Genomic DNA, 26,114 nt, shown 5'->3' with positions numbered 1-26,114 from the left:
TCGCTGGAGTTATAGACCAATTAAATTTATTCCTTCCTCCTACCATATTCAGAAATAAATTTTCAGGACTATTTGACAGATACACTCATTGGCATTAACTTTGTTAACACTGTTATAAATAATAACAATATCAAAATGGGCATTGCAGAAAGAAAGCAACGGCAAAAAGAAGAGGTCCGGGAGCAAATACTCCGGGCGGCCTGGGCTTTGGTGCAGGAAGAAGGCTGGCAATCGTTGTCGATCCGGAAAATTGCTGATGCTATTGAATACAGCGTACCGGTTATTTACAGTCATTTCGAAAACAAAGATGCTATTTTACAGGAGTTTACCCAAGTTGGCTTCCGGGAATTAAACAGTGCATTGCAGTTAGCCGGTACCCAGCAGGAAAATCCGGCAGAACAGCTCATGGCAATGGCGAAAGCCTACTGGCATTTTGCTTTTCAAAACAAAGAATATTACCAGCTGATGTACGGGTTGGGCATGCCTACCTGCGAAAAAGTACGGCAAGTACCGGAGCTAGGCAAATATACCGATCTGTTGCAGGGTGCGGTTAAAAATTTAATCGCCAACAGTAAAAACACCCAAACAGATCCTTTCCTGAAATTTCATACGTTTTGGTCCTTGCTGCACGGCCTGGTTTCTATAAATATGGTAGATCAAACGGCGAGCCCAGATAACTTACACGAATTAATATTGGAGGATGCGGTACGCGGCTTTATCAAAAATATTCAGGACTGAGCCGAAAAGACAGGCATAAATTAATTTTCCCATTTTTATCTCCGGAATAAAAACAAAAACTCAACTATTTTTTTTATTAATTTGTTAACACCGTTATAAATAATAACCATTAGAAATAATATTACACCAATATAATATTTTACTTTATTAGCAATTTAAAAATTTTACTTTATTAGCAATTTAAAATTATGAACTTAATACAAGCTTTAAACTGGCGGTATGCAGCCAAGCGCATGAATGGCCAGAAAGTACCTCAGCAAAAAATAGACAATATATTAGAAGCTACCCGTTTGGCTCCTTCTTCTATGGGCCTGCAGCCTTATACGGTTTTGGTAATTGAAGACGAAGAAGTGCGGAAGGAAATTCAGAAAGTGGCCAATAATCAGCCGCAGATTGTAGAAGCCTCGCACCTGCTTATTTTTGCCGCCTGGGATAATATTACCGAAAACCAGATAAACGACTACATGAACAACACCGCCGAAACCCGTGGGGTAGCCTTAGCGTCGCTGGCCGATTTTAAGAATGCCTTATTGGGTATTGCCAGCCGCAATACCCAAGAGCAAAATTACCAGTGGGCTGCCCGCCAGGCTTATATTGCTTTTGGCACCGCAATTGCCGCCGCCGCCACCGAACAGGTAGATGCTACGCCGATGGAAGGTTTTAACGCCGCCGCCTTAGACGAACTGCTGAACCTGAAAGAAAAAGGCCTGCGTAGTGTAACCCTGTTACCGTTGGGCTACCGCGACACTGAAAATGACTGGCTTGCCGGACAGAAAAAAGTACGTCGCGAAAAAGAAGAATTCTTCCTGCACCTGGAACAGGTTGCTTAATTTAATCTAAAACAGGTAAAAGCAAGAGCCTTTTCAGATTAATATTAATCCGGAGAGGCTCTTCTTTTTTAAGGTTTCTGTTTACAAATTTGAGGTTATGCGAAGCATTAAGAAAATACACAAAGCCATATCAGCCCCCATCGGTAATTTGATAACTTACCGGGCACTGCCAACTCCTTCCATCGACATTGACGGTTTGGACCCATTCCTATTTTTAAACCACCACGGTCCGCAAAAATACCCGGCCCGTAACAGCGGCTTGCCTTTTGGTCCGCACCCGCACCGGGGCTTCGAAACCGTAACGTTTATTCTGGAAGGTGACATTATGCACCAAGATACCGGCGGCCACCAAAGCACGATTAAAGCGGGCGGCATTCAGTGGATGACGGCCGGAAGAGGCCTGGTTCACGCGGAAGTTTCTTCCGAAGCGTTTAAAGCCAACGGCGGCGATATGGAAATACTGCAGCTTTGGGTTAATTTGCCCGCCCGCTACAAAATGACCGAACCCAATTATATTGGTTTGCAGAAAGAAGATATTCCGGAAGTTACCCTGGATGAAGGCAAAGTAACCCTGAATGTAATCTCCGGCCGATGGCAGGATGTACAGGCGCCAATCAGTTCTTTAACAGATATTAAATTATCTACCGTTTACTTTAAAGCCGGCGGTAAGTTCAACGCGCAGATACCTGCCGAACATACCATTTTCCTGTACGTGGTTAGAGGCGAAATAAGTGTAAATAATCAATCGGTAACGAAACTGAACCTGGTAGAATTTAACCCTGATGGGGAAGACCTGCATCTGGAAGCAACTACCGACAGCGTAATATTATTTGGTCATGCCCAACCCTATAACGAACCGGTGGTGGCTTACGGCCCGTTTGTGATGAATTCGGAAAAAGAAATTCAGGAAGCTTACCAGGATTACCAACAAGGTAAATTTGGGGTTTGGCAGGATTGAAAACCAGCTGAAGCTAACGTAGAATACAACCCAGAACCGGCGCCTAAAATAGCACGCTTAATTCCCAGGCCAGGTTTTCTAAAAAATAATATACCCCCAGGAAAACAAAAAAACCTCTGCCGATAGCCGGCAGAGGTTTTTTATTAAATTCGATGTGCGTTAAATATTATTTTACCTGCCCCCTGATTTCTCCACCCGGATATTTAACAGAATGCACGTTGGTGTAAATCAATCCGGCTTCGATGGCCGCAATCAAGTCGGTCAGCGTTTTGCCTTTAAGCGAACCGGTAAGAGAACTGCTGGTAATAATTCCTTCGGCTAAAATGCCCTGCGGACTTACTAAAGGACTTCCGGCTGGCGCTGCAAACAAAGGCACCACTACTGGGCCGCTTACCCCTTCGGCACCTAAGTGCAGGTGGGCTGCTACCACCGTTTCAATATTGGCCACAATTAACTTATAATACAGTTGGGTACCGTCTTTGCTTAGTTTCAGAATTATTTGCCCGGTAGCATTACTAACCACTGGTTGGTTTGTTTCCTCCTCCGGGCGAAGGTGCGCCGTGTAATTATCAGCCTTCTTCGCATCAGCACTGCTTATAGCACTATCGGCGGTTTGGGGTTGTACATTGTCTGGTTCGCAACTAGTGAACAGAAAGAGGAGAACCATTACCGGAAAGAAGTTAAATAGCTTTTTCATGTAGTTTTTAGTTAAATAGTTAAAATATTTATTTGTTACTTACTATTAACAGTTAAGATAGTATTTGTTTTTATAATTTTACATAAATTATTTTACTACCTGCTCCTACCGCCATTAGATGAACTTTTTATATTTATTTAATAGGGAAACTTTTTTATAGCGCCAAATAAATAGTTTGTTTTGGTTTCGTAACCTAAATAAATATCAAGGTAAGATGCCGAAGCTTCGAAAAAATATCCAGTAATTTTTCGGATAAAAAATTACGCCCAAAAATTACCTGGGCCCCTTCCTTAATCTGATTTTCAGCAATGGTTTAAAACTGCTTTGAATTTCGTTGGGCGACTTGGTAAAAATTAATTTTTTATGCTTAATATTAAGCTTTCCGGCGTCATAAGCCGGAAGAAACACAGACCATTTATCTCATAATTGTTTCATGAAAAAACCATTTCTCTGGGCTGCCTGCGTCTTAGCCACCCTGGGCGGCGCAACCGGATTTACTGCCTTAAACCGCAACTTAAACCCGCTCCCCCAAAACAGCAACTTACCCCAAAAAGCAGAACTTAAACTGGCGCCGGGCTTTTCGGCCACCATTGTCGCCGATAAGCTGGGAGCTACCCGACACCTGGTTGTGAGCAAAACCGGCGATGTTTACGTAAAACTGTCTAAACTGAAAGACGGCAAAGGAATTATTCACCTGCGCGATACCGATAAAAACGGCAGCTTGGACAAGCAAACCCTTTTTGGCGATTATCCGGGCACCGGCATTGCTATCAAAAATGGCTATTTATATTCGGCTTCCAACACCGGTGTGTACCGTTATCAGCTTAACGCCAAAGAAGAAGTAATGCAGCCTGCCCAACCGGAAGAAATTGTAAAAGGTTTGGTAGCCAAAACCCGCGATGTATCTAAATCAATCACCCTCGATAACAAAGGCAATGTTTATGTAACGGTGGGTTCGCCGGATGAGACCTGCTTCGACGCAAATACCGGCAAAGGAATTATGCCTTGTCCGTTGCTCGATTCGGTAGGAGGCATCTGGCAATTTAAAACAAACAAAAAGAACCAGACTTACAGAGATGCGGTGCATTATGCTACCGGACTGAAAAATGTGGTGGGTCTGAACTGGAACAACCAAACGAATACTTTGTTTGCTATGATGCACGGCCGGGGCCAATTCCACGATAAATTTCCGCAATATTATACGCCGCAGCATTCGGCCGAGCTACCCGCCGAAACCATGTACGAAATAAAAGCTCCGGGTGCCGATGCCGGCTGGCCATACGTTTATTACGATCATAAGCAAAAGAAAAAAATGCTGACGCCGGAATACGGCGGCGACGGCAAAAAGACCGGCGGTGAAAAGTCCTTAGATCCGGTAGCAGCTTTTCCAGCCCACTTAGGCCCCAACGCGGTTTTGTTTTATACCGGCACCATGTTTCCGGAGAAATACCGCAACGGCGCTTTTATAGCTTTTCATGGCAAATCATCGGAACTGCAAAAAGGCTATCTGGTAGCTTTTGTGCCGTTTAAAAACGGGAAGCCATCCGGCGATTGGGAAATATTTGCCGATAATTTTGCCGGCGTAGATTTGGTGCAGCCCACCGGCCCCATTCAGCACCGCCCCAGCGGTTTGGCCCAGGGCCCCGATGGCGCCTTGTACGTGTCCGATGATTTAGGCGGCTCCATTTTCCGGATTGCCTATGCGGCTAAAAAAACCGAAACCGCTAAAAAGAATTAAAAAGAACAATTGCTCGCAGAATTGATAAACAGGAGAAAGGCACCTAACGAGCGTTCAGGTGCCTTTCTTTTTTTGTATTTTAAAAGTTCTGCCAGCTTACGCAAGGGCCAAATACAAAAGTTTAAACTACGGTACTATCCCATTTGGGCTAACGTTTTATGGGTAGGTATTCATAGGTTACCTGTTTATTACCGGAATATTTAAGCCGGCTTAGATAATTTTGTATTTTTAAGCTTTTTGTTATTGCCACACTATGAAACATAAATTATTCATCTTTATTTTTGCCGCCTTATTTTCCTTTAAGAGTTTGGATTTATTTAGTCAGGTAAAAACGCCCGCTCCGGCCGGGGTTAAGGTTGGGGTATACAAAAACCCGTTAGCGGTTTCACTCGGCGACCCTTATGTGCTGTACGATGCCCCGAGCAAGCTTTATTACATGTACGGCACCGGCGGCGGCGCTAAAGATGGTTTTGCTACTTATTCTTCACCCGATTTGGTAAACTGGAAAAACGAAGGCCAGGTTTATTTCGGCAATAAACCTGCTACCTGGGGCATTGGTTCTTTCTGGGCGCCGGAAGTTTACCGGGTAAAAGATAAATATTATATGTTTTACAGCGCTCAGTGGCGCGATAATCCTACCAAAGAATTAGAAAATTTTCGGATTGGCGTAGCCGTGGCCGATAAGCCGACTGGTCCTTTCCGGGACATGCAGAACAAACCCATCTTCGACCCGGGCTATCCGATTATCGATGCCAACGTATATTTTGATAAAAGCGGCAAAATGTATCTGTACTATTCGCGGTGCTGCTACAAGCACCCGGTACAAAGCGAAGTAGCCGACTGGGCTAAAAAAACAGGTTTATATAACGAAATAGAGGAAAGCTGGGTGTACGGAGTGGCGTTAAAGCCGGATTTTAGCGGTGTTATCGGCGAGCCGGTGCTGTTGCTGCGTCCTCCCGTAAAAATGAACGATGCCCAGGCCGAATGGGAAAGCCGCTCGGTTACCGCCAAAGAAGTTAACCGCCGCTGGACCGAGGGTTCTTACACCTTTAAGCACGGCGACACTTATTACATGATGTACTCGGCTAACCACTTTGGTGGCGAAAATTATGCGGTTGGCTATGCCACGGCTAAACATCCTCTAGGCCCCTATAAAAAAGCCGCTAACAACCCGGTGCTGGAGAAAAATACCGCTAAAGGCGGCGACGTAACCGGTACCGGCCACAACAGCATCGCCTTTTCGCCGGATGGCAAGCAAATGTACTGTGTTTACCACGGCCGCACCACCAAAACCGGTAAAGAGCGGGTGGTATTTATTGACAAAATGGAAATTAAGCCAGACGGTAAATTAGTGGTGCAAGGCCCAACCACCACCCCAAAGCCGCTGCCTTTAAGCAAATAATTTCAGAGCCTTTAATCTTTGTCTTTCCTGCCCTGGCCGGTGGCCACACCGGCCAGCAAAGCGGCAACAGCCGTATTTTCCGCATTCAGCGCTGGCGCAAGTTTAGCGAAGCGTAACTTGTGCCTACTTATAAGGGCCAGTTTTCAACTGGCAGGAAGTTAAAAACTTCCTTTCATCGATACCCGCCAGCTACAAGCTGGCGCGAGCAGATGTTAATTATTCTAAAATATTCCTCAGCCGGACGGCTATGGTGTTACCTCCGGCTAGCAAAACCGCTTAAGCTACATTTCGCTTTGCCTGAATTCAGATTCCCCAATTATGTTTTCCGGCCCCTCTTCTGTTCAATATTAAATCAAGGCTGAACGACCATCTTATAACAGCTAAAAGTTTAAGGTAAAATATTATCGGCAGTTTTCGATTCCGGCAGAAAATGCTTTAAAATACCCTGAATATTTACTTTATTAGCCGGCTATTTACCCTACACTTGTTCTCTACAGTTATCCGCCACTATGTCCTATTTAGATATTAATCGTCGTAATTTTATAAAAGGGGCAACAGCCTCGTTAGCCCTTACCGCGCTGGGTGCACAGGGCCTTGATTTAACCAGCTTAGCGCCCAAATCATTCCGGGTAGGTTTAATTGGTACCGGCTGGTACGGTAAAAGTGATTTGTTCCGGCTGATTCAGGTTGCCCCCGTGGAAGTGGTAGCGCTTTGCGACGTAGACCAGAACCAGTTGGAAGGTGCTGCCAAAATAGTGAGCGAGCGGCTAAAAACCCGCAAAGCCCCCCGCCTCTACAACGATTACCGCAAAATGCTTTCGGAAAACAAACTGGATATTGTTTTAATTGGCACCCCCGACCATTGGCATGCTTTGCAAACCATTGCCGCCTTGAAAGCCGGCGCCCACGTTTACGTGCAAAAACCGATTAGTGTGGATGTGATGGAAGGCGAAGCGATGGTGGCGGCTGCCCGTAAATATAACCGGGTGGTACAGGTAGGCACCCAACGCAAAAGTACCCCGCATCTAATTCACGCTAAAAAAAATGTAGTGGAAGCCGGTTTGCTGGGTAAAGTATCGCACGTGGAAATGTGCTGTTATTACCACATGCGCAACAACGGAAATCCGCCGGTGCAGCCGGTACCGGCTTTTCTGGATTACGATCTGTGGACCGGCCCGGCTCCCCTGCGGCCCTACGACGGGCTGCCGCACATCAGGTGGTGGCGTACTTTTATGGAATACGGCAACGGCATTATGGGCGATATGTGCATTCACATGTTCGATACGGTACGGTGGATGTTAGACTTGGGCTGGCCTAAACGCATTAGTTCTACCGGCGGCATTTACGTGCAAAAAGAAGGCAAATCTAACATTGCGGATACCCAAACAGCTTTATTTGAGTACGATAATCTGAACTGCGTCTGGCAGCACCGGAGTTGGGGCACGCCGGCTAATCCGGAATATCCGTGGTCGTTTACTTTGTACGGCGAAAAAGGCACCTTAATGGCCAGCACCATGCAATACGATTTTATTCCGCAGGAAAAAGAAGGAAAAAAAATTCATCAGGATGTGGTATATGAAAAAGAAAAATACCCCGAGGATCTGACCGAAGAACGTATAGAACTGAATGCCGCCCCCGCTACTCGCCTGCACATGCTCGATTTTTTAGCGGCTATTAAAAACAAAACCAAGCCCGTAGCCGACATAGAAGAAGGGCATATTTCCACGGCCAGTTGTATTCTGGCTAACTTATCGATGCAAGTGGGTAGACCGCTGGTTTACGACCCGGTTAAACGCGAAATTGTGGGAGATGCAGAGGCCACTGCCCTACTCACCCGCCCATACCGCCAGCCGTGGCTACATCCTGATCCGAAAATGATTTAGATTATAATTAAAAGTAGTTCCTACCAACTTGCTAAACCACTTTAGCACTAAGTGTGAATAAACTTTTAATTGTAGGCCGAACTATCCACATTTATTATTCAGGAGGAACCTATGTAGCAGGTTGCCAACAAGTTTATTCCTTAATGACCTGCGTGGATAGTTCGGCCTTTATTTTATAATCCGAATATTAACAAAAGATTCTGGATATTACATTTCTTTGTAAACGCTTCTACCTCAACTTAAATGGCTGCGGTTCCAAACCCAATGCCAAAGCAATATGCCCCTGGTGGTGGGCAATGTGCCAGGTAGCCATATAAAAAAATTGCTTCAGGCTTAAATAGATTTTCCGGACCGGATGGTAAAAGCTGCCGGAGAGGGTTTTCTCGTCCAGGGTTCTCATCAGGAAAACAAAACGGGGCGTAATAGCCGACAACATTGCCAAAGAATCCTGAATGGGCGCCTGGGCCGCGTCGGGTGTGCGGGCCCAGTCATCCATCAGAATCGTAGTAAATTGGAAGTTCTCCTCGGTCAGCGCTTTCTTCAGGCGCAGAAAATTAAGCAGATGAATATCGGCTACGTGGTGCACCAACTGCCGGATGGTCCAGCTACCCGGCCGGTACGTTTTCTCGTAATCTGCTTCCGATAAGTTAATTAAAGGTTGCGCAAATTTTGCCGGCGCCTGCTCCAGAAAATTTATCATAAAATTTATTTCCGCTGCAGTATAATCGGTTTGCGGCTGAAAACGGCCAATCGGATATTGCAAGTGTTCCATGGTTCTGTTTTATTAAATCTGGGTTATTATTCTAAACCTTAACTTTTTTCCATTTACCCCGCCGGAACAGAACTATACCCGCCAGCGAGATGGACGTTTCAGCTACCGGTATCGAAATAAAAACCCCTACGGGTCCCATTTCCAATCCTTTTGCCAGCACATAGGCCAGCGGAATCTGAAAGAGCCAGAAGCCACATAAGTTTACCCAGGTGGGTGTCCAGGTATCGCCGGCCCCGTTAAAGGCGTTTATCAGCACCATGCCAATACCGTAAAAAATGTACCCGATACTCATGATTTGAATAGCCTGAATAGCCACTTCCTGTACTTGCCGGTCGTTGGTGAAAAACGAAACAAATATTTCGGCGCCAGCCAGGCTAATAATGGTAATCAGGATCATAAACAGCACGTTGTACTTGGCGGTGGTTAATACGGCTTGTTCGGCACGCTGCACTTGCTGGGCACCCAAATTCTGGCCCACCAGCGTAGAGGCCGCATTGCTTAAACCCCAGGCCGGCAGCATAAAAAACATAAGTAACCGCAAAGCTGTTTGGTAACCCGCCGATCCGTGGTCGCCGCCGGTAGTGGCTACCAGTTGGGCCAGAAATATCCAGCTGCAAGAGGCAATGACAAACTGCAGAACGGCGGGCGCGGCAATCTGGCTCAAAGCTTTTATTTGAAGCCAATCTGGTATAAAGTGGGTTAACTTTACTTTTAACGTATTTTTACCGTTGGCCAGGTGATACACCTGGTAGAGCACGCCCAGTCCCCGGCCCAGAGTGGTAGCAATAGCCGCCCCCGTCAGCCCGAAAGCCGGAATAGGCCCTAACCCATTGATAAAAATCGGACACAAAATAATATTAACGCCATTGGCCACCCACAAACTTTTCATGGCAATGGCGGCGTTGCCGGCGCCCCGGAAAATACCGTTTATTAAAAACAGCAACATAATAAATATGCTGCTGCCCATCATAATTTGCATAAACGGCGTTCCGGCCTGGGCTGCTCCAGGCGAAGCACCCATCAGCAATAATATTTCGGTAGCGAAAATGAGCCCCAGGATGCTGATAACGGTATTCAGGGCAGAGGCAATTACAATTGCCTGCATGCCGGCTTTAGCCGCGGCTACCGGATCCTTTTCGCCGATGCGCCGGGCTACTACCGCCGTAGCCGCCATACTTATACCAATAGCCAGTGAATAAATTACCGTTAAAACCGATTCGGTTAAACCCACTGCCTGAATAGCGTAGCTGCTGTTGTGTAAATGGCCCACAAAGTACAGGTCTACCAGGGCAAATACCGACTCCAGAATCATTTCGAGCATCATCGGGATGGCCAGTAATACTACCGAGCGCCGGATACTGCCCACGGTATAATCTATTTCGCCGCCTTGCAGCGATTGCTTTATAATGGCGTAAAAAGAAGATAAATTCTCCTGCGTTGTTCCAGTTTGCGACATGATTAAGAAAATAAAAAGGTAAGAAATAGCCGGCAGTTGGTAGGAAAACTGCCTAAAAGGTGCAAGAAGGAAGTGGTGCCCTTACCTAGAAAAACAGGGCTGCTAGTACAATCATAGTCTTAGAAGCTGGAACACAAATATATACCGGTTTGCTATATCGGCGCAAGAATTATTTTTATAATAATATTCTTGGGGCAGCGGACTTCAAAATCAAAATGTTTCTGTAAATTATGCTCCGACTTATACACCACCAATAATAGTTGATAGTACATGAAAAACGAAATTATATCCCGGCGCCAGTTCCTGGGAACTTCTGCCCTGACCTTAGGCGGGTTAGCCATAGCCGCCAGTCCGGCTTTTGGGATTCCGGCCTATATTAAAAACCTGGGCAAACCAAATTCTATGTTTAATGGCGTGCAGATTGGCGCTATCAGTTACTCCTGGCGGAGCATGCCCAGCAGCGCCGAACAAGTACTGCAATATTGTATAGATTGTAATATCAGTGCTCTGGAATTAATGGGCCCGGCTGCCGAAGCATTTGCCGGCGCGCCCGAAGCACCGGCTCGTCCGGGCGGTCCTGCGGCTGGTGGCCAGCGCTCCCCGTTAACCCCCGAACAAAAAGCTGAGCAGGAAGAATACCTGAAAAAAATGGCCGCCTGGCGGGCCAATGCCCCCATGGCTAAATTCGAACAGCTTCGCAAAATGTACAAAGATGCCGGGGTTAGTATTTATGCTTACAAGCCCAATGCGCTAGGGGCCAACAACACCGATGCCGAAGTAGATTATACTTTCCGGGCGGCCAAAGCCCTAGGAGCTACCCACGCCACGGTGGAATTGCCGAATAGCCCGGAGCAAACCAAGCGCCTGGGCGATATTGCGGCCCGCAATAAAATCTATGTGGGTTACCACGGCCATACCCAGCAAACTTTCGACTGGTGGGATGTCGCGTTAAGCCAATCGAAATACAATGCCATTAACTTTGATATGGGCCATTATGTAGCGGCCGGCTTCGACCCAATTCCTTTCCTGCAGGCCAAGCACGCCAATATTTTAAGCATGCACACCAAAGACCGGAAATCGAAAGCCAACGGTGGGGCTAACGTGCCGTGGGGCCAGGGCGATACGCCTATTGTGGCGGCGCTGCAACTCATGAAAAAGAATAAGTACAAATTTCCGGCTACCATTGAGTTAGAATACCCGATTCCGGAAGGTTCGGATGCAGTAAAAGAAACCGCCAAATGCGTGGAGTTTGCCCGGAAAGCCTTAGAAGCCAAAAGCTAAAGCCCGGCTAAAGTAAAATATTTAAAGCAGCCTTTTAATAAAACTTAAGGCTTTAACAACAGGAAAGCGGTGGAGAAAAATCCTGCACCGCTTTCCTGTTTTATAGATTATCCAGCTAATGAAAAAAGGAATTCTTCTAATTCTTTTCCTGACTACCTTCCTCCTTCAAACCCAAGCGCAAACCTGGCGCAGCGAATTATACCCTGCTAACTGGCAGGCGCCAACCAAAGCTAATTTTTACACCGATAAATTGATCCAGGATTTCTCCTATGCCGGTTACCGCCGGGGCGAACAGGAAATATCAAATAAAAGGCAGCATTTGTTGGATGTAACCAAAGCACCTTATAACGCCGACAACACCGGAAAACAGGATGTTACCACCGTGTTGCAAAAAGCCCTCGACGATGCCGGCTCCAGGCCCGGCGGCGCGGTTGTTTACTTGCCACCGGGCACTTACCAGGTAAGTCCGCCAGGCAGTAATAATTATTGCCTTCTGATGCGCAATTCGAATGTGGTGCTGAGAGGTGCTGGTTCCGGCCATACTTTTATTTTTAACGCCGCCAATACCATGCGGGGCAAAGCCATTATTAAAATTGATAACGGTAACTCCTGGGCTGCCAACGGACCGAACAAACAAGCTATTACCAGCGATTTGATGAGTCCTACTACAGTTATCCCGGTGCAAAACACCACCGGATTTAAAGTAGGCGATTTAGTTATTGTCCGGAATTATATTGATAACGACTGGATTGCGGAGCACAACATGACCGAGTATTGGCAGGGCAAGGGCGATAATTTAGCAGGTCAGTTGTATTGCCGCGAAATAATGGCCATCAACTCCAAAAAGAAAGAAATTACAATTGATATCCCCATTCGTTATGCCCTGAAAGACGCCCACGGTGCGGCGGTGTATAAAGCACCCGCTATGCTGACGGAAGTAGGCGTAGAAGATATAGCCATTGGTAACCGCCAGAATTTTACGGAAGGTGACTGGAGCGAAGAATCTTACACCAAACCAGCCAACGGCTCTTACCAAAGCCACGATTCCTGGGCCATTGCCATGGCGCAGGTTTACAACGGCTGGATTCGGCGGATAGCTTCTTATGCGCCAGCCGGCAATACCTCCGGCGCCCACCTGCTTTCCAATGGCATAAAAGTATGGCAGACCAAAAACGTAAGTATTTTAAACTGTCATTTTAGCAGTCCGCAATTTGGGGGCGGGGGCGGCAACGGGTATATGTACCGGGTAATGGGCAACGAAACTTTGTTGCAGGATTGCATCGCCGAAAACAACCGGCACGGCTATGTCATGTCGCACATGTCGGCTTCGGGTAATGTATTTTATCGCTGCCTCGATAAAAATACCGGCCGCCAGACCGGGCTTACCGGCCAGGAGAAAACCAGTGGCAGCGGCTCCGACCACCACATGCATTTCAGCCACTCCAATTTATTTGACCAATGTAAGGTGGAGAACAGCTTTTTTGCCGCCGGCTGGCGCAAGTGGGGCGGTTCTACCATACATGGCTTAACCGCTGCCCACAGCCTTTACTGGAATTTAAACAGTAGTGGCAAACAGGCGCAAGCAGTGCAAACGCAGCAGGGCCGCTACGGCTACGTAATTGGTACTTCCGGAGATAAACCAGCGGTAAGTACAGCCGTCTGGCAACCCGGTACCGAAAAAATAACCGATCCCGTTGACCATGTGGAAGGCATCGGAACCGGCCAAAAGTTACAACCACAATCGCTTTACCAAGACCAGAAGCACCAACGCTTAACCAACCCTCAAGCCGCCGGCCCGAAAAGGTAAAGCCGGCATAGATACCGCTTTTAACGATATATTTTGGTCATTAAGCCGTACAAATAAGTCATTTAGGCACATAAACTTTACCTGGCCTCCGGATTTAGTTAATTTAGCCCCTGTTACCGGAGTTAACCAAAATTTTTATGTGGGAATTAATTTGCAGTAAGGCAAATTATTCCGGATCTGGTCGCCTGGCCTATTAAAATTTTAATATTTATACCTTTGTTCTAACATTTAGCCGTATGAATAAAATATCCAAAATAGCTGGTGCGCTGTTGTTTATGGTGCTGCTGCAAGGCTTTTTCTCCTGCAAAGAAAAAAAAACCGTTCCGCCCGCTGAGGAAGCTGGTAAAATTACCGCCGTGCTCTTCGACTTCCTGGCCGAAGGCAAAGGCAAACAAGACGTATCGGTTCAGTTCCGGGATGCTGATGGCATCAACAACAAGCAGTCGGCTACCCCTATCCGGTTTCAGGCCAATACCACCTATACCGGAAAAATAACCCTCCTGGATGAAAGTAAAACACCGGCTGCTGAGGTTACCTCCAGCTACAATATTACTTATAAGGTAACCGGTCCCAAAGTAACTATCACCAAAAACAACCAGCAATTAACCGTAGAAACCGAGGCTGCCACGACCAATGCCGATGGGGTATTGCGCATAGAAATGAAGCAAGGCACCGACGTGCAGAACGTTTCCTTCCCGGTTCTTATTAGCCAGTAGTGCCCATGTTAAGCCAATTCTTAAGCAGCAGTCAGGAATAATTTAAATAAATGCTATTTAGAATTTTATAAACTGAAATAAACTTTTGCCCATGCTACGGGTTTTCTCTTGGTAATAATCCGGCAGAGATTATAAATTTGGCGGTGAAAACCCTGGCAATGATGCCAATCATTTAAGCGTATTATCTACCGGATAAAGGTAAAATCTTTCCGGCCTCTAACCTGGTTTATAGTACCAGTTAGGGGCCGGTTCCGTTTATTCACCGCTATTTCTACGCCGCTCGGGCTCTCCTAAACAATCCCTGACCGTCCCTCTTCGTTACACGTATAAACGGATTAATCCGGCAACTTTAAAATAAACAAACATGGCAATAATAATATCAGTTATATGTGCGGCCTTTCTGGGCTACTTGTACGGTCATTACATCCGGCCCAAACAAGTTTTGCGCAATGCACTAAAAGATGTAAAACAACGATGCATTGCGGTACTGGAAGAAGGCAATAAAGGTGTTTACCGGACCATTGTTACCGATAATAACCAATCGTCGGAATTAATAGTAGAAGTAAAAGAGCTGGCAGTTACCAAAACCAGGCAGGTAAAAGTACAGTACCTGGATGCGTTTTATAAAAATCCGGAATTCCGGACCCGGAAAGGTGAGGCTTTGTTAAAAGAAGTGCAGGGTTTGCTGGGCGATTATTTGCCCGGCGATGAAATAGAATGGTACGACAACACCCAGCGCCACGACAATATTAAGAAATACCTAAACGACCTGAACATAACCCACTACACTTTACTCTGAACCTAGCAACATGGAAAACACCAATTTAACCGTGGCCGAGAACCAGGAAATAATCCGGCAGAAAGCGCAGGTAATGGCCAAAGCCATTGATCCGGCCAAACCCGAAAGCCTGAGCAATTTTGGCGTGGAAACCCAACGCAAACTGGGCTATTACTCCAACGAACTCCTGACGCGGGTAAAGGTAAAAGATTCGGGAGATGCCGGTGCCGCTATTAACGAGTTGCTTACCCAGATTAACATGATTCGGGTAGACGAATCGGAGAACCCCACGTTTGCCTCGCGCATTCCTTTTTTAAAGAAGTTTGTCGATAAGTCGAAGAAAATTGCCAGCCAGTACAAATCCGTTTCGGAAAATGTAGACGAAGTGGTAATTAAACTCGAAAAAACCCGGCAAAGCATTTTAAAAGACACCACTAGTCTGGAAGTAATGTTTAACCAGGCCGTAGAATATATTCAGGAAGTCCGGGCGGTAATTGCGGCCGGCAAACTGAAGATTGAGGAAATGGAGCTGCAAACCATACCGCGCCTGCAGGCCGAGGTGGCCACGAGCAACCAGGACGAAATTGCGGTGCAGCGCCTCAGCGATATGATTGCGTTTAAAGACCGGTTGGAGAAAAAGGTACATGATTTTACCTTATCCCACACCATCGCCACGCAGGCTATGCCGCAGATCCGCATGATTCAGACCACCAACGAAGTGCTGGCCCAGAAAATCCAAAGTTCTATCGATACGGTTATTCCGGTTTGGCGGCAGCAGGTGGCGATTGCCCTGGGCCTGGAAAAGCAACGTAAGGCTTTGGAAATTCAGAAAAAAGTGACCGATACCACCAACCAAATGCTGCTGAAAAACGCCGAACTGCTGAAAGGCAATGTAGTAACGGCGGCGAAAGAAAACGAGCGCGGCATCGTAGATGTGGAAACCCTGAAAAAAGTAAACCGCGATATGATAGAAACCCTCGAAGGTGTTATTAAAGTATCGGAAGAAGGCAGCAAAATGCGGGCCGCCGCGGTTAAAGAACTGGCAGAAGTACAGGAAGAACTTAACAGCAAGATAATTGCCACTTTTAACCAACCCAAAACCATTGAAGCGTAATAAATGACCCCAAATGATAGAGATAAAGCTAATTCGGCTACGCGCATCCTCACACCCGAGCAGGATGCGCTGCTGGATTTGTATATTAAAAAGCTGGACGATTATTTCGAAAATGTAAAAGCGTCGGAAAAAATGCAGGTAGAAATAGAAACCCTGCATCTTAAAAAAATTCTTACTAAATGATACAATGGGTACGTTCGGTTTTGGGCCTGGAGGTTATACCCGGCAATAGATCGGTGCTGGGCAAGCCGGTCGGCATGGATGTAAGAGAAGCGCAACACGTTCAGGACTCCGATAACCGGCTGAAATTGTTGCAAACCTTGCGCCACCAGTACAAGGGCACACCGCACGCGCCTAAAATTAACCTGGTTTACGAAAAAACGAAAAATATTCATGATTACTTCGTAGACCAGAAAAGATTAACCGAACTGGAGTTGTTCCACCTCCAGAACACCGACCATTTTATTAACACCTTTGCCTTAATAAAAGCAGCGCATGCCAAGGCCCAGGCCGCTAAAAACCCGGAACCCGGTGCCGGCGACCAAACCAGCGACAATGCAGCAGGTACCGGTTCTGATCCGCATTATACGGGCCGGCCGTTTAATACCGCCTCAACTAAAGTAAAACTAAAGCCCGAACCGGAACCTGGGTTAGCTATTCCGGCCATTGCCATCAACACGTACACCCGCATTAACTATGTGCGGCTGGGGGCAGCCGGCGATATGAGTACCCATGAAATTGGTGCTACCTCTACCTACCAGGAAAAAGAATATTTTCTGGCAACCGTAGCCACCCGGGTTGGCCTGTATAAGCCCGATATTTCTTATGTAGGTAATACCCAGGTAATTTTTCCGGAAAATAAGCATACTGGCACGCCCAGCCACGTACCGGTTATTAACTGGCGCGGCAGTTTATACGCCGTGGCCTTAACCGATTACCGCCTTTACCCGGTGAGAATAAACCGGAGTGGTTCTTGAAAATACTTGGAATTGCCATAGAAAAATAGTATTATGCTACCACAGAAAGGGTATAACAGCAGGATGAACAGGATATGAATATTTATAATTATGATTGGTGGGAAGTACTTATCTTTCTGATTCTGCTGGAATTAGCCTGCATTTTAATGGCTTATATTTTAATGAGTGTCTGGACCGGTAAATATTCGAAAGGCGGGAGCAGCGGTCGCCGGAAGAAAGGGGTGTTTATGCACGGCCGCAAACGTACCGATTAATTTATCCTACGCTTCCACTCTCCTATTTTCGTCTGGTTGTTTATAATTCCCGCTCCTGCTTAATATTTTTTCAACCTGATTACCAAGCCATTATATCACTCAGCCTTTCCGGCGGCTATAAATTTACGTGCTGCAACACAAAGAGCGGATTCTGTAGGTTTTCATCCGTTGCCTCGTATTCGTACAAAAGTTTAGCTCCCCCATCTTCTTTCATTTGGTAATAACTTATGCGTGGTTTTAATTCATTGGCGGTAGCCGGGCGGGTTTTGTCTTCTTGGGGGCAGGCGGCCGATTTGCTGGTCTTTACCGTTCTGAAACTACCTTTTTCGGGGTAAAAAGTAAATTTCTTACTACCTTCGAACTTAATTTTGCCCCGCTGGATGGTATATATTTCGGTTACGCAGTTAGAGCTGTTCCGCATTCCCAGGTATTGCTGGAACTCCATGTAATCCTGGCCATTCTCCACGAAAAATTTATATTGTCGCCCGGCTTCTAATTCTTTACCTACTTCGTTGCCGTTAGGGTCGTAATAAGATAAAGGGCCGGAACTGCCCCAGAACCAAACCCCACTTTTTAAATCGGCCGGGATGGTGCCACTCCACGATTCGGTAACGGGTTCTTCTCCGGCGGGTTTTTCCGGATTTACTTCTGGTTCTTCGCAACTGCTAATGACCATTAAGGCCATGAAGCTGTAAAGCAGGATAATTATGTTTTTCATAGTTTTAGGTAATTTAGGGTTAGCTTATTATTTATACCCAAAATTACCACCATCGCAAAAGCAAAACCTGCGCAGAAATTGGCAAATTATAAATTAAGTAGTACTACTTAAATTTACTTCCGGCGAACCAGCTAAAAACTAATTTGTTGGTTGGTGTTACGCAGGTTTGCGCTTAAGAACCGCCAATTTTTAGCTCCAGCGGTTAAGGTACCTTCTATTTACAGAGATGTTGTATAAGGCCCTCGTATAAACGGCTGCCAGATGCCGAAGCTGGAGTTTGCATAAGATTAGATGCTGCCCTGTTTCTATCTTCTTAGCCTCTTGGCGCGTAGTAGATAATACAAACCCCTAACAGTGCAATCAATGCGCCCATGATGTCATATTTATCCGGCGAATAGTTATCGAATTTCATCGACCACAACAATGACATTACAATAAAAATACCGCCATAGGTCGCATATACCCTGGCGAAGTTTTGAGTTTGTAAAGTTGCCACCACTCCATAAAGTGCCAGAATTATTCCGCCTGCAATGCCATACCAAATTGGTTTTTCTTCTTTCAGCCATAGTCAAACCAGGTATCCGCCGCCTATTTCGCAAAGACCAGCCAGAAGAAATATTAATATTGATTTTAAAAAAGCCATTCGCGGTGGATGTTTTCGTATAACCAGGTTGTTACTAAATTATTTATCTATTTATCTCTTTTTTGTTTTTAAGGTTTCATATAACGTTTTGGGTATTGCCGAAGGCGGGGATTTTTAGCACTAAAGTTCAATCGAAGAATGAAAGTTAAACCTTGTATAAATGTCCAATCGAAGACGTTCAGCCCCGCTTTTGGCAATACCTTGTTACCAGCAGTTTTATTTAAAGTCAAAGTGTTGTTTTGCTTCAAATTCGCTTATGTCTATTGGTTGTTTTTTATAATTTTTTTCGGGTAGGTCCAATAACTGTTTTTCTTCACCCATTGCAAAACCGAGTTTGTATCCAATATTGTCAAATGTTGTCAAGAAAACATTATCATATTCTGTGTCAAAGTCACTTACATACAGCATTACATTTTTGTTAGCACTTTTTTCGGTAATCCAGTTATCAGATGGATTTGTAGTTGTCCAACCAATAGTTTTGAAATGTCTATTAAAGCCCATTGGATAATTTACGTAATTTATGAAATAGCAATATATTTCAAAATTTATGTCGAAAGGAAAAGTTATTGCAAATTTTTTGTCTGATAGTTTTGTCAGTCTTGGAATAGCTTGATACGTCTCTTTGTTGTATGAATTACAAAACTCCTGTAAAATTTTCTTGATGTCACTTTCATCTGCATCTTCAACTATTACAAGTTTGTCGTTTGAGACTTTGTTAGTCGGGAGAGTGCTTTCTGCAGGTCGGCTTGTGTCTGTGACGGGTTGTGGTTTTTGATTTTTTAGTTTTGTCCAAGCTATAAAAATTACAATTGTCACAATTGCTATAATTCCTAAGATTAAGTATTGCTGTTTCATCTGTTGTTAGTCTTAGTACGGTTGTTTCAAAATTGCTGGTAACTACCAGCTAAAAGGAGTTATTCGGCTTATCTGCAATATACTATTAGTTGCAAATAACCGGAACTGGACTAACGAATATACTATATATAAAAACAATTATAAAGTAAAAGAAAGTATTTGCTCTCCTTCAATAGTCAAAAAAATATTCCTGAAAAAACATGCGTTTACCAATTAGCCTGCATTTACGCGAATCTTATATAATCTCTGATAGTCAGTTTATTTACAAAATAAATATAGATTAAATAATATTTATATTTTTGGATTATATAAGTATAAATTATTAAATTACCCACTTACATCCTTTGTTTCTAAAAATTAATATGTCCCTAAAGTGTCTACTTCTGCTTTTAACCTGTTTGCTCTTTTTTGCACCCAGGCATTCTATAAAAGCCCAATCACCGGATACTACAGTAGCGCGGCTATTAGCTGCAAAAGACGATACTACCAAAGTGGTAAGCATTGCCAAATACGCCTGGAAAATTATAGATACCGACCAGGAAAATTCACTAAAGTTATACCACGAACTAGTAAAACTAGGACATAAACTAGGATATGATTATTGGATTGCCATTGGCTGGCTGAATATTGGCTACATTGATGCGGCTAAGGCTAACGATAAACAAGCCATAGCGGATTTCCGGAAGGCTATTCCGTACTTCCGAAAAGAGAACAAAATTAACGATGTGGCAGCTTGTTTGTTAAATATTGGCGCTTGCTCCGAACGCATCGGAGAATTAGATACCCGAATTAACGCAACTATGGAAGCCATTCGGCTCCTGGAAAACACGGAATACAAACCAATGCTTGCCCAAGCCAACTTGGCCATGGGGGTTATGTATTACAACCTGAACAAATTTAAAAAAGGCCTTGCATATTTCCAAAAAGGGGTAACGCTGGCCAGAGCGGCTAAAGATACCACCAAGCTTATAAATGGCTTATTCGGCGTTACCAACTGCTTATCCTCGCTCCAGGATTTTTCGGGTGGGCATAAACATGCCACCGAAGCCTTGCGGTTAGCTAAGGCTTCCGGTAAAGGTCATAACCTTACCGTGGCTAATACTTGTTTTTCCGAAATGTATATAAAGGCAAAAAATGCTCCGCGAGTAATTTATTATTCTGGCCAGATTCTAAAACATGCTATTGCCAGTGCAGATACGCATTACCAGCTTATTGCTTACATCAACCTTGCTGAAGGATATAACTTGGCCCACAATTACCAAAAAAGAATTTATTATTTAAACAAAGCTTTGGCCATTGGCCAGGAAAAAGGTGTTACCATTCAGTTAGATGATATTTACAAAGGCTTATCAGAGGCTTATAGCGGTCTGAACCAGCACCAGCAAGCCTTAAATTTCTACAAAAAATATACAGTCTATCGCGACAGCACCACCAACGAACGTGATAATAAAAACATAGCCGAACTCGAAATAAAGTACCAAACTGCCCAAAAAGAAAAAGCTTTAACGCAAAAGAAATTACAACTGGCCCAAAAAGATTTGCAGTTGCAAAATATCCGGCAATATAAGCTTATCAGCATAGCCGCTGCCCTAATAGCTTTTTTAACGGCCAGCCTTATTTATTTAAATTTCCGGCACAAACGCAAACTGCACGCCCGGCAGTTGCAAACAGTGCAGCAAGAAAAAGAAATACAGGTGTTGCAGGCCTTAATGCAAGGCGAAGAAAAAGAGCGCAGCCGCATTGCCAAAGATTTGCACGATGGGGTAGCCGGTATGCTGGTTGCTGCCAAAATGCACGTTAGCAGTTTAGGCGTACAACACGCAGAACTGGCCACGAGTAAAAGCTATCGCCAAACCCAAACCCTGCTGGATGAAGCCTCCTACGAAGTACGCAAAACCGCCCATAATCTAATGCCCGAAATGCTGATGCGGTTTGGCTTAGACGAAGCGTTGCGCCGTTACTGCCACAACATCAGCAACGAAAATACCCTGGTAGTTCAGTACGACTCGTGGGGCGATATAAAACGGCACAAAAATTCTTTCGAGCTATCGGTTTACCGGATTGTGCAGGAGCTATTAAATAATATAATAAAACACTCGCAAGCCAGCCATGCTATTGTGCAGTTAAGTTGCCGGAATAATATTTTATCGGCTACCATCGAAGACAATGGCATTGGGTTTGATAAACACGCAGCTAAAACCGATGGCTTAGAGTTGCGCAGTTTGCAAAGCCGGGTGCAGGCGATTAATGGTAAATTAGAAGTAGAAACCGAAGCTGGCAGTGGCGTCAGCGCTTATCTGGAGTTTCAGACCAGCGGTTTAGAAATGGTAAGTGTATAATAATGAGCCCTATTCGATTAGCCATAATAGATGACCACCAAGTGGTAATTAATGGTTTAGTAGCGATGTTTAACGCCACTAATATCGAAGTGATTTTTACTTCTACCCAAAGCCCGGCGCTGTTAAATTTTCTGGCGCATACCCATCCCGATGTAATTCTGATGGATATTCAGATGCCGGACGTAAACGGTATTGACTTAACCAAAACAGTTTTAAAACAACACCCCGGCATAAAAATTATTGCTTTCAGTAGCTTCGACGATACGCATTATGTAAAACAAGTGCTGCGCAACGGCGCTACGGGTTACGTTCTTAAAAATGCGGACCAGGGCACTTTGCTAAATGCCATTACAGCCGTTACCAACGGTCAGGAATATATTCACGAACCCATCCGCAATATTTTAATCCAGGAAAGCATAACCGGCCAGCGCCGTTCTATGTTTGAGGTGCCCATAACCAAACGCGAAAAAGAAATTTTAAAACTAATAGCTGAAGAAAACAGTAACCAGGAAATTGCCAACAAGCTTTTTCTAAGCCTGCGTACCGTAGAAACCCATCGGTTTAACCTCACCCAAAAACTCGGAGCCAAAAATACCGCCGCCCTGGTAAAAGAAGCTTACAAAAGAGGTTTGGTTTAGCACACAGACAGGTACTTTGCGTTACAGATTAAAATATTGCCTGTGTTCACTAAATTTACGCACCGTAGTAAAGGTGGCACCTCATCCCCCAACTCCTTCTCCTCCGGGCGAAGGGGAGCTCCGGTAATGCGTTTTTCAAGTGAAACGCATTTAACAGAAAGAATAATATTATCTTATGATATATTAGTGCAGAGAACATATAGCAGACGCAGTAAATTCCTCTAAAACTGCTTTGGCCTATGTTACTGCTTATGGAATACCAGCATGAGTTATTCCATTCCCTTTACAAACTTCTTAAAGAGACAAAACAATATTATTTTAATAGCTGAAAGACTAATCAAAATCCCTCTCCTTTTTCAGGAGAGGGATTTAGGGTGAGGTCCTCGCCTAGCAGCATTTACCAGTTTCCGTAAAATGGAACCACCTGAATTACTGCTGAATAACAGAATGATTCATATTTGTAACGGTTGATGCTCATTTGTAATAGCTGGTATAAGATAATTGAATAGCGATAAAACTGGGTTAAATGCTAGCAAAATATTTATGTTTCCACTCCATCATATTCTCAGGCATTTTAGTAGTAAAAACAGAAGTTTTTATTAACAGATTAGAAATTTGTAATACCTCACCGTTCTTAAATATTATCTTAAAAACAGTGTTATGCCCCCACGGACATTTACTCCCGTGATTTGATAAGATATGTACAACTTCAACATCTTCCTTCAGATATTTTTTAGGTGATTCTTTTGGCCCAGAATAGAAGTCGTTTTGTCCTTTGGCTAGTTTTAAGTATAAGTTTTTACTGTGCTTGTAGTAATTATATAAAAGGTAAAGGTTAGGACCATTTATAAGGGCGAAAATACCACCCCCAATGGTGATCCCCAATAAATTTGTAAACACTTCCCAATCGGTAAATCCTAGGGTAAAAACCAGAAGAAAAAGAAAAGTGTGAAATAAAATTGGATACCAAATAAATGCTAAAATTCTATTCTTATTTACGGTATATTCAAAAGAATTAGTTACAAAATGCTTGTGAGGATCTTCGTAAAACGGTGCTCTCTGGTTACTAATAAACGGTTCAGCATTATTGTAAATAGCTTTAATAGCTGCATAGCAGTCGGTTAAGTCAGAAACAATATGAACTTGTAGCTTTTCGGTTTCATCAATAAAATATAAACAGTACGTTTTGTTATAATAAGGTCCGATTTTTAAGAACCTACCCGCCGGATGCTCTACGGTAATGGATGGCCCCGTAAGTTTTATACATTCCGGATGGCGATATTCCTGCCACGGAAAATGCGCTATCAGTTCGAGCGTTTCGCTTAGTGTCCGGCTACAAATATTTGTAAACTCGCCTGGTTCGTAGTTTTGATATTGAACTTTAGACACTAATTTGTTTTTGGCAGTTACTTCTAAGAATTCTGGTTGATGCATATAGGTTACCCAATTTAGTAATCCATGGTTTTATTTCGGTTTAGAAAAAGTATAAAATCCTACACCTCTTTCGGTTAAAGCCAGATGCCTAGATTTCGGACAGGTAAATGGCGCCCTATCACTTCCGCTTGTAAGTTAACTACAGCACAGGAAAAGCAACCTTATCAATTTATTTAAACCTGCTTTGCAAGGGGTTTGCGCAAGTCATTGGCTTTCGGCTTCCCGGTATGCCCTGCCAAACACCCGATCTATTTTCGTCCAGGTTATTTTCAAGGCTTATAACTAATAAGCCGGCATCTCATCGAAAAAAGAGATAAATACAAGTTTAAGCTGATGCAGAGCAAGGCCTACGTAGTATTACTGAGTTTTATTTATACCAGTTTCTGCGCAAGTATCCCCTCCCGGCAGATTGTAATTTTGACCCATCAGAAAATTAGAAAATTAAATAAACATAAAACATGGCCGGCTCTTTTATGCAGCGCCCCATTTACCGGCACCTGAAAAATTATCCTTCAATATTTACCTAAACCCTTAATACACCAAAAAACTATGAAAAATTTTCAACGCTTATTCTTATTATTTTTCTCCCTTACTTTTATTCTATCTGGCTGCGACCCCGATAAGGATAAAGACCAGCCCGTACCCCCAAGCTCCTTAACGGCCAACGCCGGGCCAGACCAAAACGTACAAACCGGACAAACCGTAACACTGGATGGCAATGGCTCTAAAGACAGCGAAAGCAAAACATTTACTTACGCCTGGGCCTTTTCCCGTAAACCCAACGGCAGCAATGCTACCTTAAATAATGCCGCCACCGCCACCCCTACCTTTGTACCGGATTTGCCCGGCAATTACGAACTGGAACTAACCATCGGCAACAGTACCGGTTCACATAAAGACAAAGTACTAATTAAGGCCACGGCTTCGGTTACCGCAATAATTTTGAACCATATAACCGTTAAAACAGTGCTCGAAGACCGGATAGCCGACCCAAACCTGCCCGATTACCTGGTAAATTCTTCTATCGGGGTAAAAGCTGAACTTACCCTGAAACCCGGGGTAACAATTGCCTTTGCCGAAGATGCCCAGTTTTTGGTGGATGAGGGTGGTACGATAATGGCCAAAGGCGAAGCGAATAAAAAAATCCGGTTTACGGGCAAACAAGACCAGAAAGGTTACTGGGCCGGTATTATTATTTACTCGAACAGCAGCGCCAACGAATTTAATTATACCGAAATATTTAATGCGGGCAGCACCGGCCTGATAGATGCTGTAAAAACCGCCATGGTGGTATCGGAAGATGCCCGCGTTACGATTAAAAACACCGAAATAGCCAAAAGCAACGGCTACGGCCTGTACCTGCGCGAAGGTTCTATCCTGTATGGCTTTGCGGCTAATAAATTCGATAACAATGCCGCCGCTCCTATTGTCTTAACCGCCGAAAATGTACCCAAACTGGATGCGGCTACCCTGTTTACCGCTAACCACGGCATTAAAGCCATCGAAGTAAAACGCTCTACTATTCAGGAAACCAGCGAAGTAGTATGGCAGGCTTTACAAAACGGATTTCCTTACCGGTTGGCCGGCTTTATCTCGGTAAATTCTGGCTGGAAGCTAAGCCCCGGCTTAAATATTGAAGTGGTGCAGAATAACAGCATCGACATAGGTGATGGCTATATTAACGCTGTTGGAACCGCCGATAAACAAATTACAATTACGGGGGTAGATCAAACCGCAGGTTCCTGGGATGGTATTATAATATACTCCAGAAACTCGATGAACAAAATGGAGTACGTAAATATTAAATATGCTGGCGGCGAACCTTTAACTTCCAATGTAAAATCAAGTATTGCGCTGTCCAGTGCTGCTGCTCTTCAGATTAAGAATTCAAATATTAGTTTCAGCGGCGGCTACGGCATTCACGTGTACGGCGACGAACCAACCCTTAACCCAGATGCGGCAACCACTAACCAGTTTACCTCTAATGCCTTAAACGCTATTTTCTATAACAGATAAGTATTTACAGAACTAAAGCTATTAAAAAGATAACCCTGTACTTTACTAGTACAGGGTTATCTTTTTATTT

The 26,114-nt window shown here is 44.4% G+C and carries 23 protein-coding genes and 1 pseudogene; 17 read left to right on the top strand and 7 right to left on the bottom strand.

Annotated elements, in window-relative coordinates; genetic code table 11:
• Positions 1 to 135: 135 nt before the first annotated feature.
• From AAE02nite_RS24500 to AAE02nite_RS24490, 3 genes are all read left to right on the top strand, one after another.
• The gene (locus AAE02nite_RS24500) at positions 136 to 738 is read left to right on the top strand and encodes a TetR/AcrR family transcriptional regulator (protein WP_146904865.1); all 603 of its coding nucleotides are present in this window, start codon (positions 136 to 138) and stop codon (positions 736 to 738) included.
• 188 nt (positions 739 to 926) lie between these two features.
• Entirely contained in the window at positions 927 to 1,568 is a 642-nt protein-coding gene (locus tag AAE02nite_RS24495; RefSeq protein WP_174762002.1) for a nitroreductase family protein, read from the top strand.
• Positions 1,569 to 1,665: 97 nt separating this feature from the next.
• Positions 1,666 to 2,526, top strand: coding sequence for a pirin family protein (locus tag AAE02nite_RS24490; protein WP_146904859.1), 861 nt, complete (start codon positions 1,666 to 1,668; stop codon positions 2,524 to 2,526).
• A gap of 166 nt (positions 2,527 to 2,692) precedes the next feature.
• Here AAE02nite_RS24490 and AAE02nite_RS24485 read toward each other — a convergent pair whose 3' ends face one another.
• A complete protein-coding gene (locus tag AAE02nite_RS24485) occupies positions 2,693 to 3,223 on the bottom strand; it encodes a CHRD domain-containing protein (RefSeq protein WP_218033555.1) in 531 nt (176 codons plus the stop codon).
• 433 nt (positions 3,224 to 3,656) lie between these two features.
• Between AAE02nite_RS24485 and AAE02nite_RS24480 the strand changes: the two genes are divergently transcribed.
• The 3 genes from AAE02nite_RS24480 (at position 3,657) to AAE02nite_RS24470 (ending at position 8,246) form a co-directional block, all read left to right on the top strand.
• Positions 3,657 to 4,961: a PQQ-dependent sugar dehydrogenase gene (locus tag AAE02nite_RS24480; protein ID WP_146904855.1), complete on the top strand. Its 1,305-nt coding sequence runs from the start codon at positions 3,657 to 3,659 to the stop codon at positions 4,959 to 4,961.
• A gap of 253 nt (positions 4,962 to 5,214) precedes the next feature.
• Positions 5,215 to 6,363 (top strand): glycoside hydrolase family 43 protein, encoded by a 1,149-nt coding sequence (locus tag AAE02nite_RS24475; protein ID WP_146904852.1) that lies wholly within the window; start codon positions 5,215 to 5,217, stop codon positions 6,361 to 6,363.
• Between the two features lie 509 nt (positions 6,364 to 6,872).
• Positions 6,873 to 8,246, top strand: coding sequence for a Gfo/Idh/MocA family oxidoreductase (locus AAE02nite_RS24470; protein ID WP_146904849.1), 1,374 nt, complete (start codon positions 6,873 to 6,875; stop codon positions 8,244 to 8,246).
• Positions 8,247 to 8,475: 229 nt separating this feature from the next.
• Here the strand turns inward: AAE02nite_RS24470 and AAE02nite_RS24465 are convergent, their stop codons facing one another.
• The gene (locus AAE02nite_RS24465) at positions 8,476 to 9,018 is read right to left on the bottom strand and encodes a DinB family protein (RefSeq protein ID WP_146904846.1); all 543 of its coding nucleotides are present in this window, start codon (positions 9,016 to 9,018) and stop codon (positions 8,476 to 8,478) included.
• Between the two features lie 31 nt (positions 9,019 to 9,049).
• On the bottom strand, positions 9,050 to 10,474 hold the full coding sequence (locus tag AAE02nite_RS24460; RefSeq protein WP_146904843.1) for an MATE family efflux transporter: 1,425 nt from the start codon (positions 10,472 to 10,474) through the stop codon (positions 9,050 to 9,052).
• A gap of 270 nt (positions 10,475 to 10,744) precedes the next feature.
• Between AAE02nite_RS24460 and AAE02nite_RS24455 the strand changes: the two genes are divergently transcribed.
• The 8 genes from AAE02nite_RS24455 to AAE02nite_RS24420 all read left to right on the top strand — a co-directional run bounded on the left by AAE02nite_RS24455 (position 10,745) and on the right by AAE02nite_RS24420 (position 17,401).
• Positions 10,745 to 11,755 carry a sugar phosphate isomerase/epimerase family protein gene (locus tag AAE02nite_RS24455; protein ID WP_146904839.1) on the top strand — a complete coding sequence of 337 codons (1,011 nt, stop codon included), beginning with the start codon at positions 10,745 to 10,747 and terminating at the stop codon, positions 11,753 to 11,755.
• A 118-nt stretch (positions 11,756 to 11,873) separates the two neighbouring features.
• The gene (locus AAE02nite_RS24450; RefSeq protein WP_146904836.1) at positions 11,874 to 13,562 is read left to right on the top strand and encodes a glycosyl hydrolase family 28-related protein; all 1,689 of its coding nucleotides are present in this window, start codon (positions 11,874 to 11,876) and stop codon (positions 13,560 to 13,562) included.
• Between the two features lie 236 nt (positions 13,563 to 13,798).
• Positions 13,799 to 14,278 carry a hypothetical protein gene (locus tag AAE02nite_RS24445; protein ID WP_146904832.1) on the top strand — a complete coding sequence of 160 codons (480 nt, stop codon included), beginning with the start codon at positions 13,799 to 13,801 and terminating at the stop codon, positions 14,276 to 14,278.
• A gap of 364 nt (positions 14,279 to 14,642) precedes the next feature.
• Positions 14,643 to 15,077, top strand: coding sequence for a hypothetical protein (locus AAE02nite_RS24440; RefSeq protein ID WP_146904829.1), 435 nt, complete (start codon positions 14,643 to 14,645; stop codon positions 15,075 to 15,077).
• Positions 15,078 to 15,087: 10 nt separating this feature from the next.
• Positions 15,088 to 16,170, top strand: coding sequence for a toxic anion resistance protein (locus AAE02nite_RS24435; RefSeq protein ID WP_146904826.1), 1,083 nt, complete (start codon positions 15,088 to 15,090; stop codon positions 16,168 to 16,170).
• Between the two features lie 3 nt (positions 16,171 to 16,173).
• Positions 16,174 to 16,353 (top strand): hypothetical protein, encoded by a 180-nt coding sequence (locus tag AAE02nite_RS24430; RefSeq protein ID WP_146904823.1) that lies wholly within the window; start codon positions 16,174 to 16,176, stop codon positions 16,351 to 16,353.
• Complete coding sequence (locus AAE02nite_RS24425) at positions 16,350 to 17,147, top strand: hypothetical protein (RefSeq protein WP_146904820.1); 798 nt, start codon at positions 16,350 to 16,352, stop codon at positions 17,145 to 17,147. The genes AAE02nite_RS24430 and AAE02nite_RS24425 overlap by 4 nt, the downstream gene beginning before the upstream one ends.
• 74 nt (positions 17,148 to 17,221) lie before the next feature.
• The gene (locus AAE02nite_RS24420; RefSeq protein ID WP_146904817.1) at positions 17,222 to 17,401 is read left to right on the top strand and encodes a hypothetical protein; all 180 of its coding nucleotides are present in this window, start codon (positions 17,222 to 17,224) and stop codon (positions 17,399 to 17,401) included.
• Positions 17,402 to 17,516: 115 nt separating this feature from the next.
• On the opposite strand, the gene AAE02nite_RS24415 is transcribed toward AAE02nite_RS24420, so the two are convergent.
• From AAE02nite_RS24415 to AAE02nite_RS24405, 3 genes and pseudogenes are all read right to left on the bottom strand, one after another.
• Positions 17,517 to 18,119, bottom strand: a complete 603-nt coding sequence (locus tag AAE02nite_RS24415; RefSeq protein WP_146904813.1) for a hypothetical protein — start codon at positions 18,117 to 18,119, stop codon at positions 17,517 to 17,519.
• A 313-nt stretch (positions 18,120 to 18,432) separates the two neighbouring features.
• Positions 18,433 to 18,762 (bottom strand): annotated as a pseudogene (locus AAE02nite_RS24410) (YnfA family protein).
• Positions 18,763 to 18,978: 216 nt separating this feature from the next.
• On the bottom strand, positions 18,979 to 19,617 hold the full coding sequence (locus tag AAE02nite_RS24405) for a LapA family protein (protein WP_146904810.1): 639 nt from the start codon (positions 19,615 to 19,617) through the stop codon (positions 18,979 to 18,981).
• A 398-nt stretch (positions 19,618 to 20,015) separates the two neighbouring features.
• Between AAE02nite_RS24405 and AAE02nite_RS24400 the strand changes: the two genes are divergently transcribed.
• Both AAE02nite_RS24400 and AAE02nite_RS24395 read left to right on the top strand, forming a co-directional pair.
• The gene (locus AAE02nite_RS24400) at positions 20,016 to 21,956 is read left to right on the top strand and encodes a tetratricopeptide repeat-containing sensor histidine kinase (protein WP_170252686.1); all 1,941 of its coding nucleotides are present in this window, start codon (positions 20,016 to 20,018) and stop codon (positions 21,954 to 21,956) included.
• Positions 21,957 to 21,958: 2 nt separating this feature from the next.
• On the top strand, positions 21,959 to 22,594 hold the full coding sequence (locus AAE02nite_RS24395) for a response regulator (RefSeq protein ID WP_146904804.1): 636 nt from the start codon (positions 21,959 to 21,961) through the stop codon (positions 22,592 to 22,594).
• A 522-nt stretch (positions 22,595 to 23,116) separates the two neighbouring features.
• Here the strand turns inward: AAE02nite_RS24395 and AAE02nite_RS24390 are convergent.
• A complete protein-coding gene (locus tag AAE02nite_RS24390) occupies positions 23,117 to 24,028 on the bottom strand; it encodes a PH domain-containing protein (protein ID WP_146904801.1) in 912 nt (303 codons plus the stop codon).
• 549 nt (positions 24,029 to 24,577) lie between these two features.
• Between AAE02nite_RS24390 and AAE02nite_RS24385 the strand changes: the two genes are divergently transcribed.
• The gene (locus AAE02nite_RS24385) at positions 24,578 to 26,044 is read left to right on the top strand and encodes a PKD domain-containing protein (RefSeq protein WP_146904798.1); all 1,467 of its coding nucleotides are present in this window, start codon (positions 24,578 to 24,580) and stop codon (positions 26,042 to 26,044) included.
• The last annotated feature ends 70 nt before the right edge of the window (positions 26,045 to 26,114 follow it).

The organism is Adhaeribacter aerolatus (assembly GCF_007991635.1).
Taxonomy (GTDB): domain Bacteria; phylum Bacteroidota; class Bacteroidia; order Cytophagales; family Hymenobacteraceae; genus Adhaeribacter; species Adhaeribacter aerolatus.
Note: the sequence above shows the minus strand (reverse complement) of the source record. Positions and strands in the feature narration are given on the sequence as shown.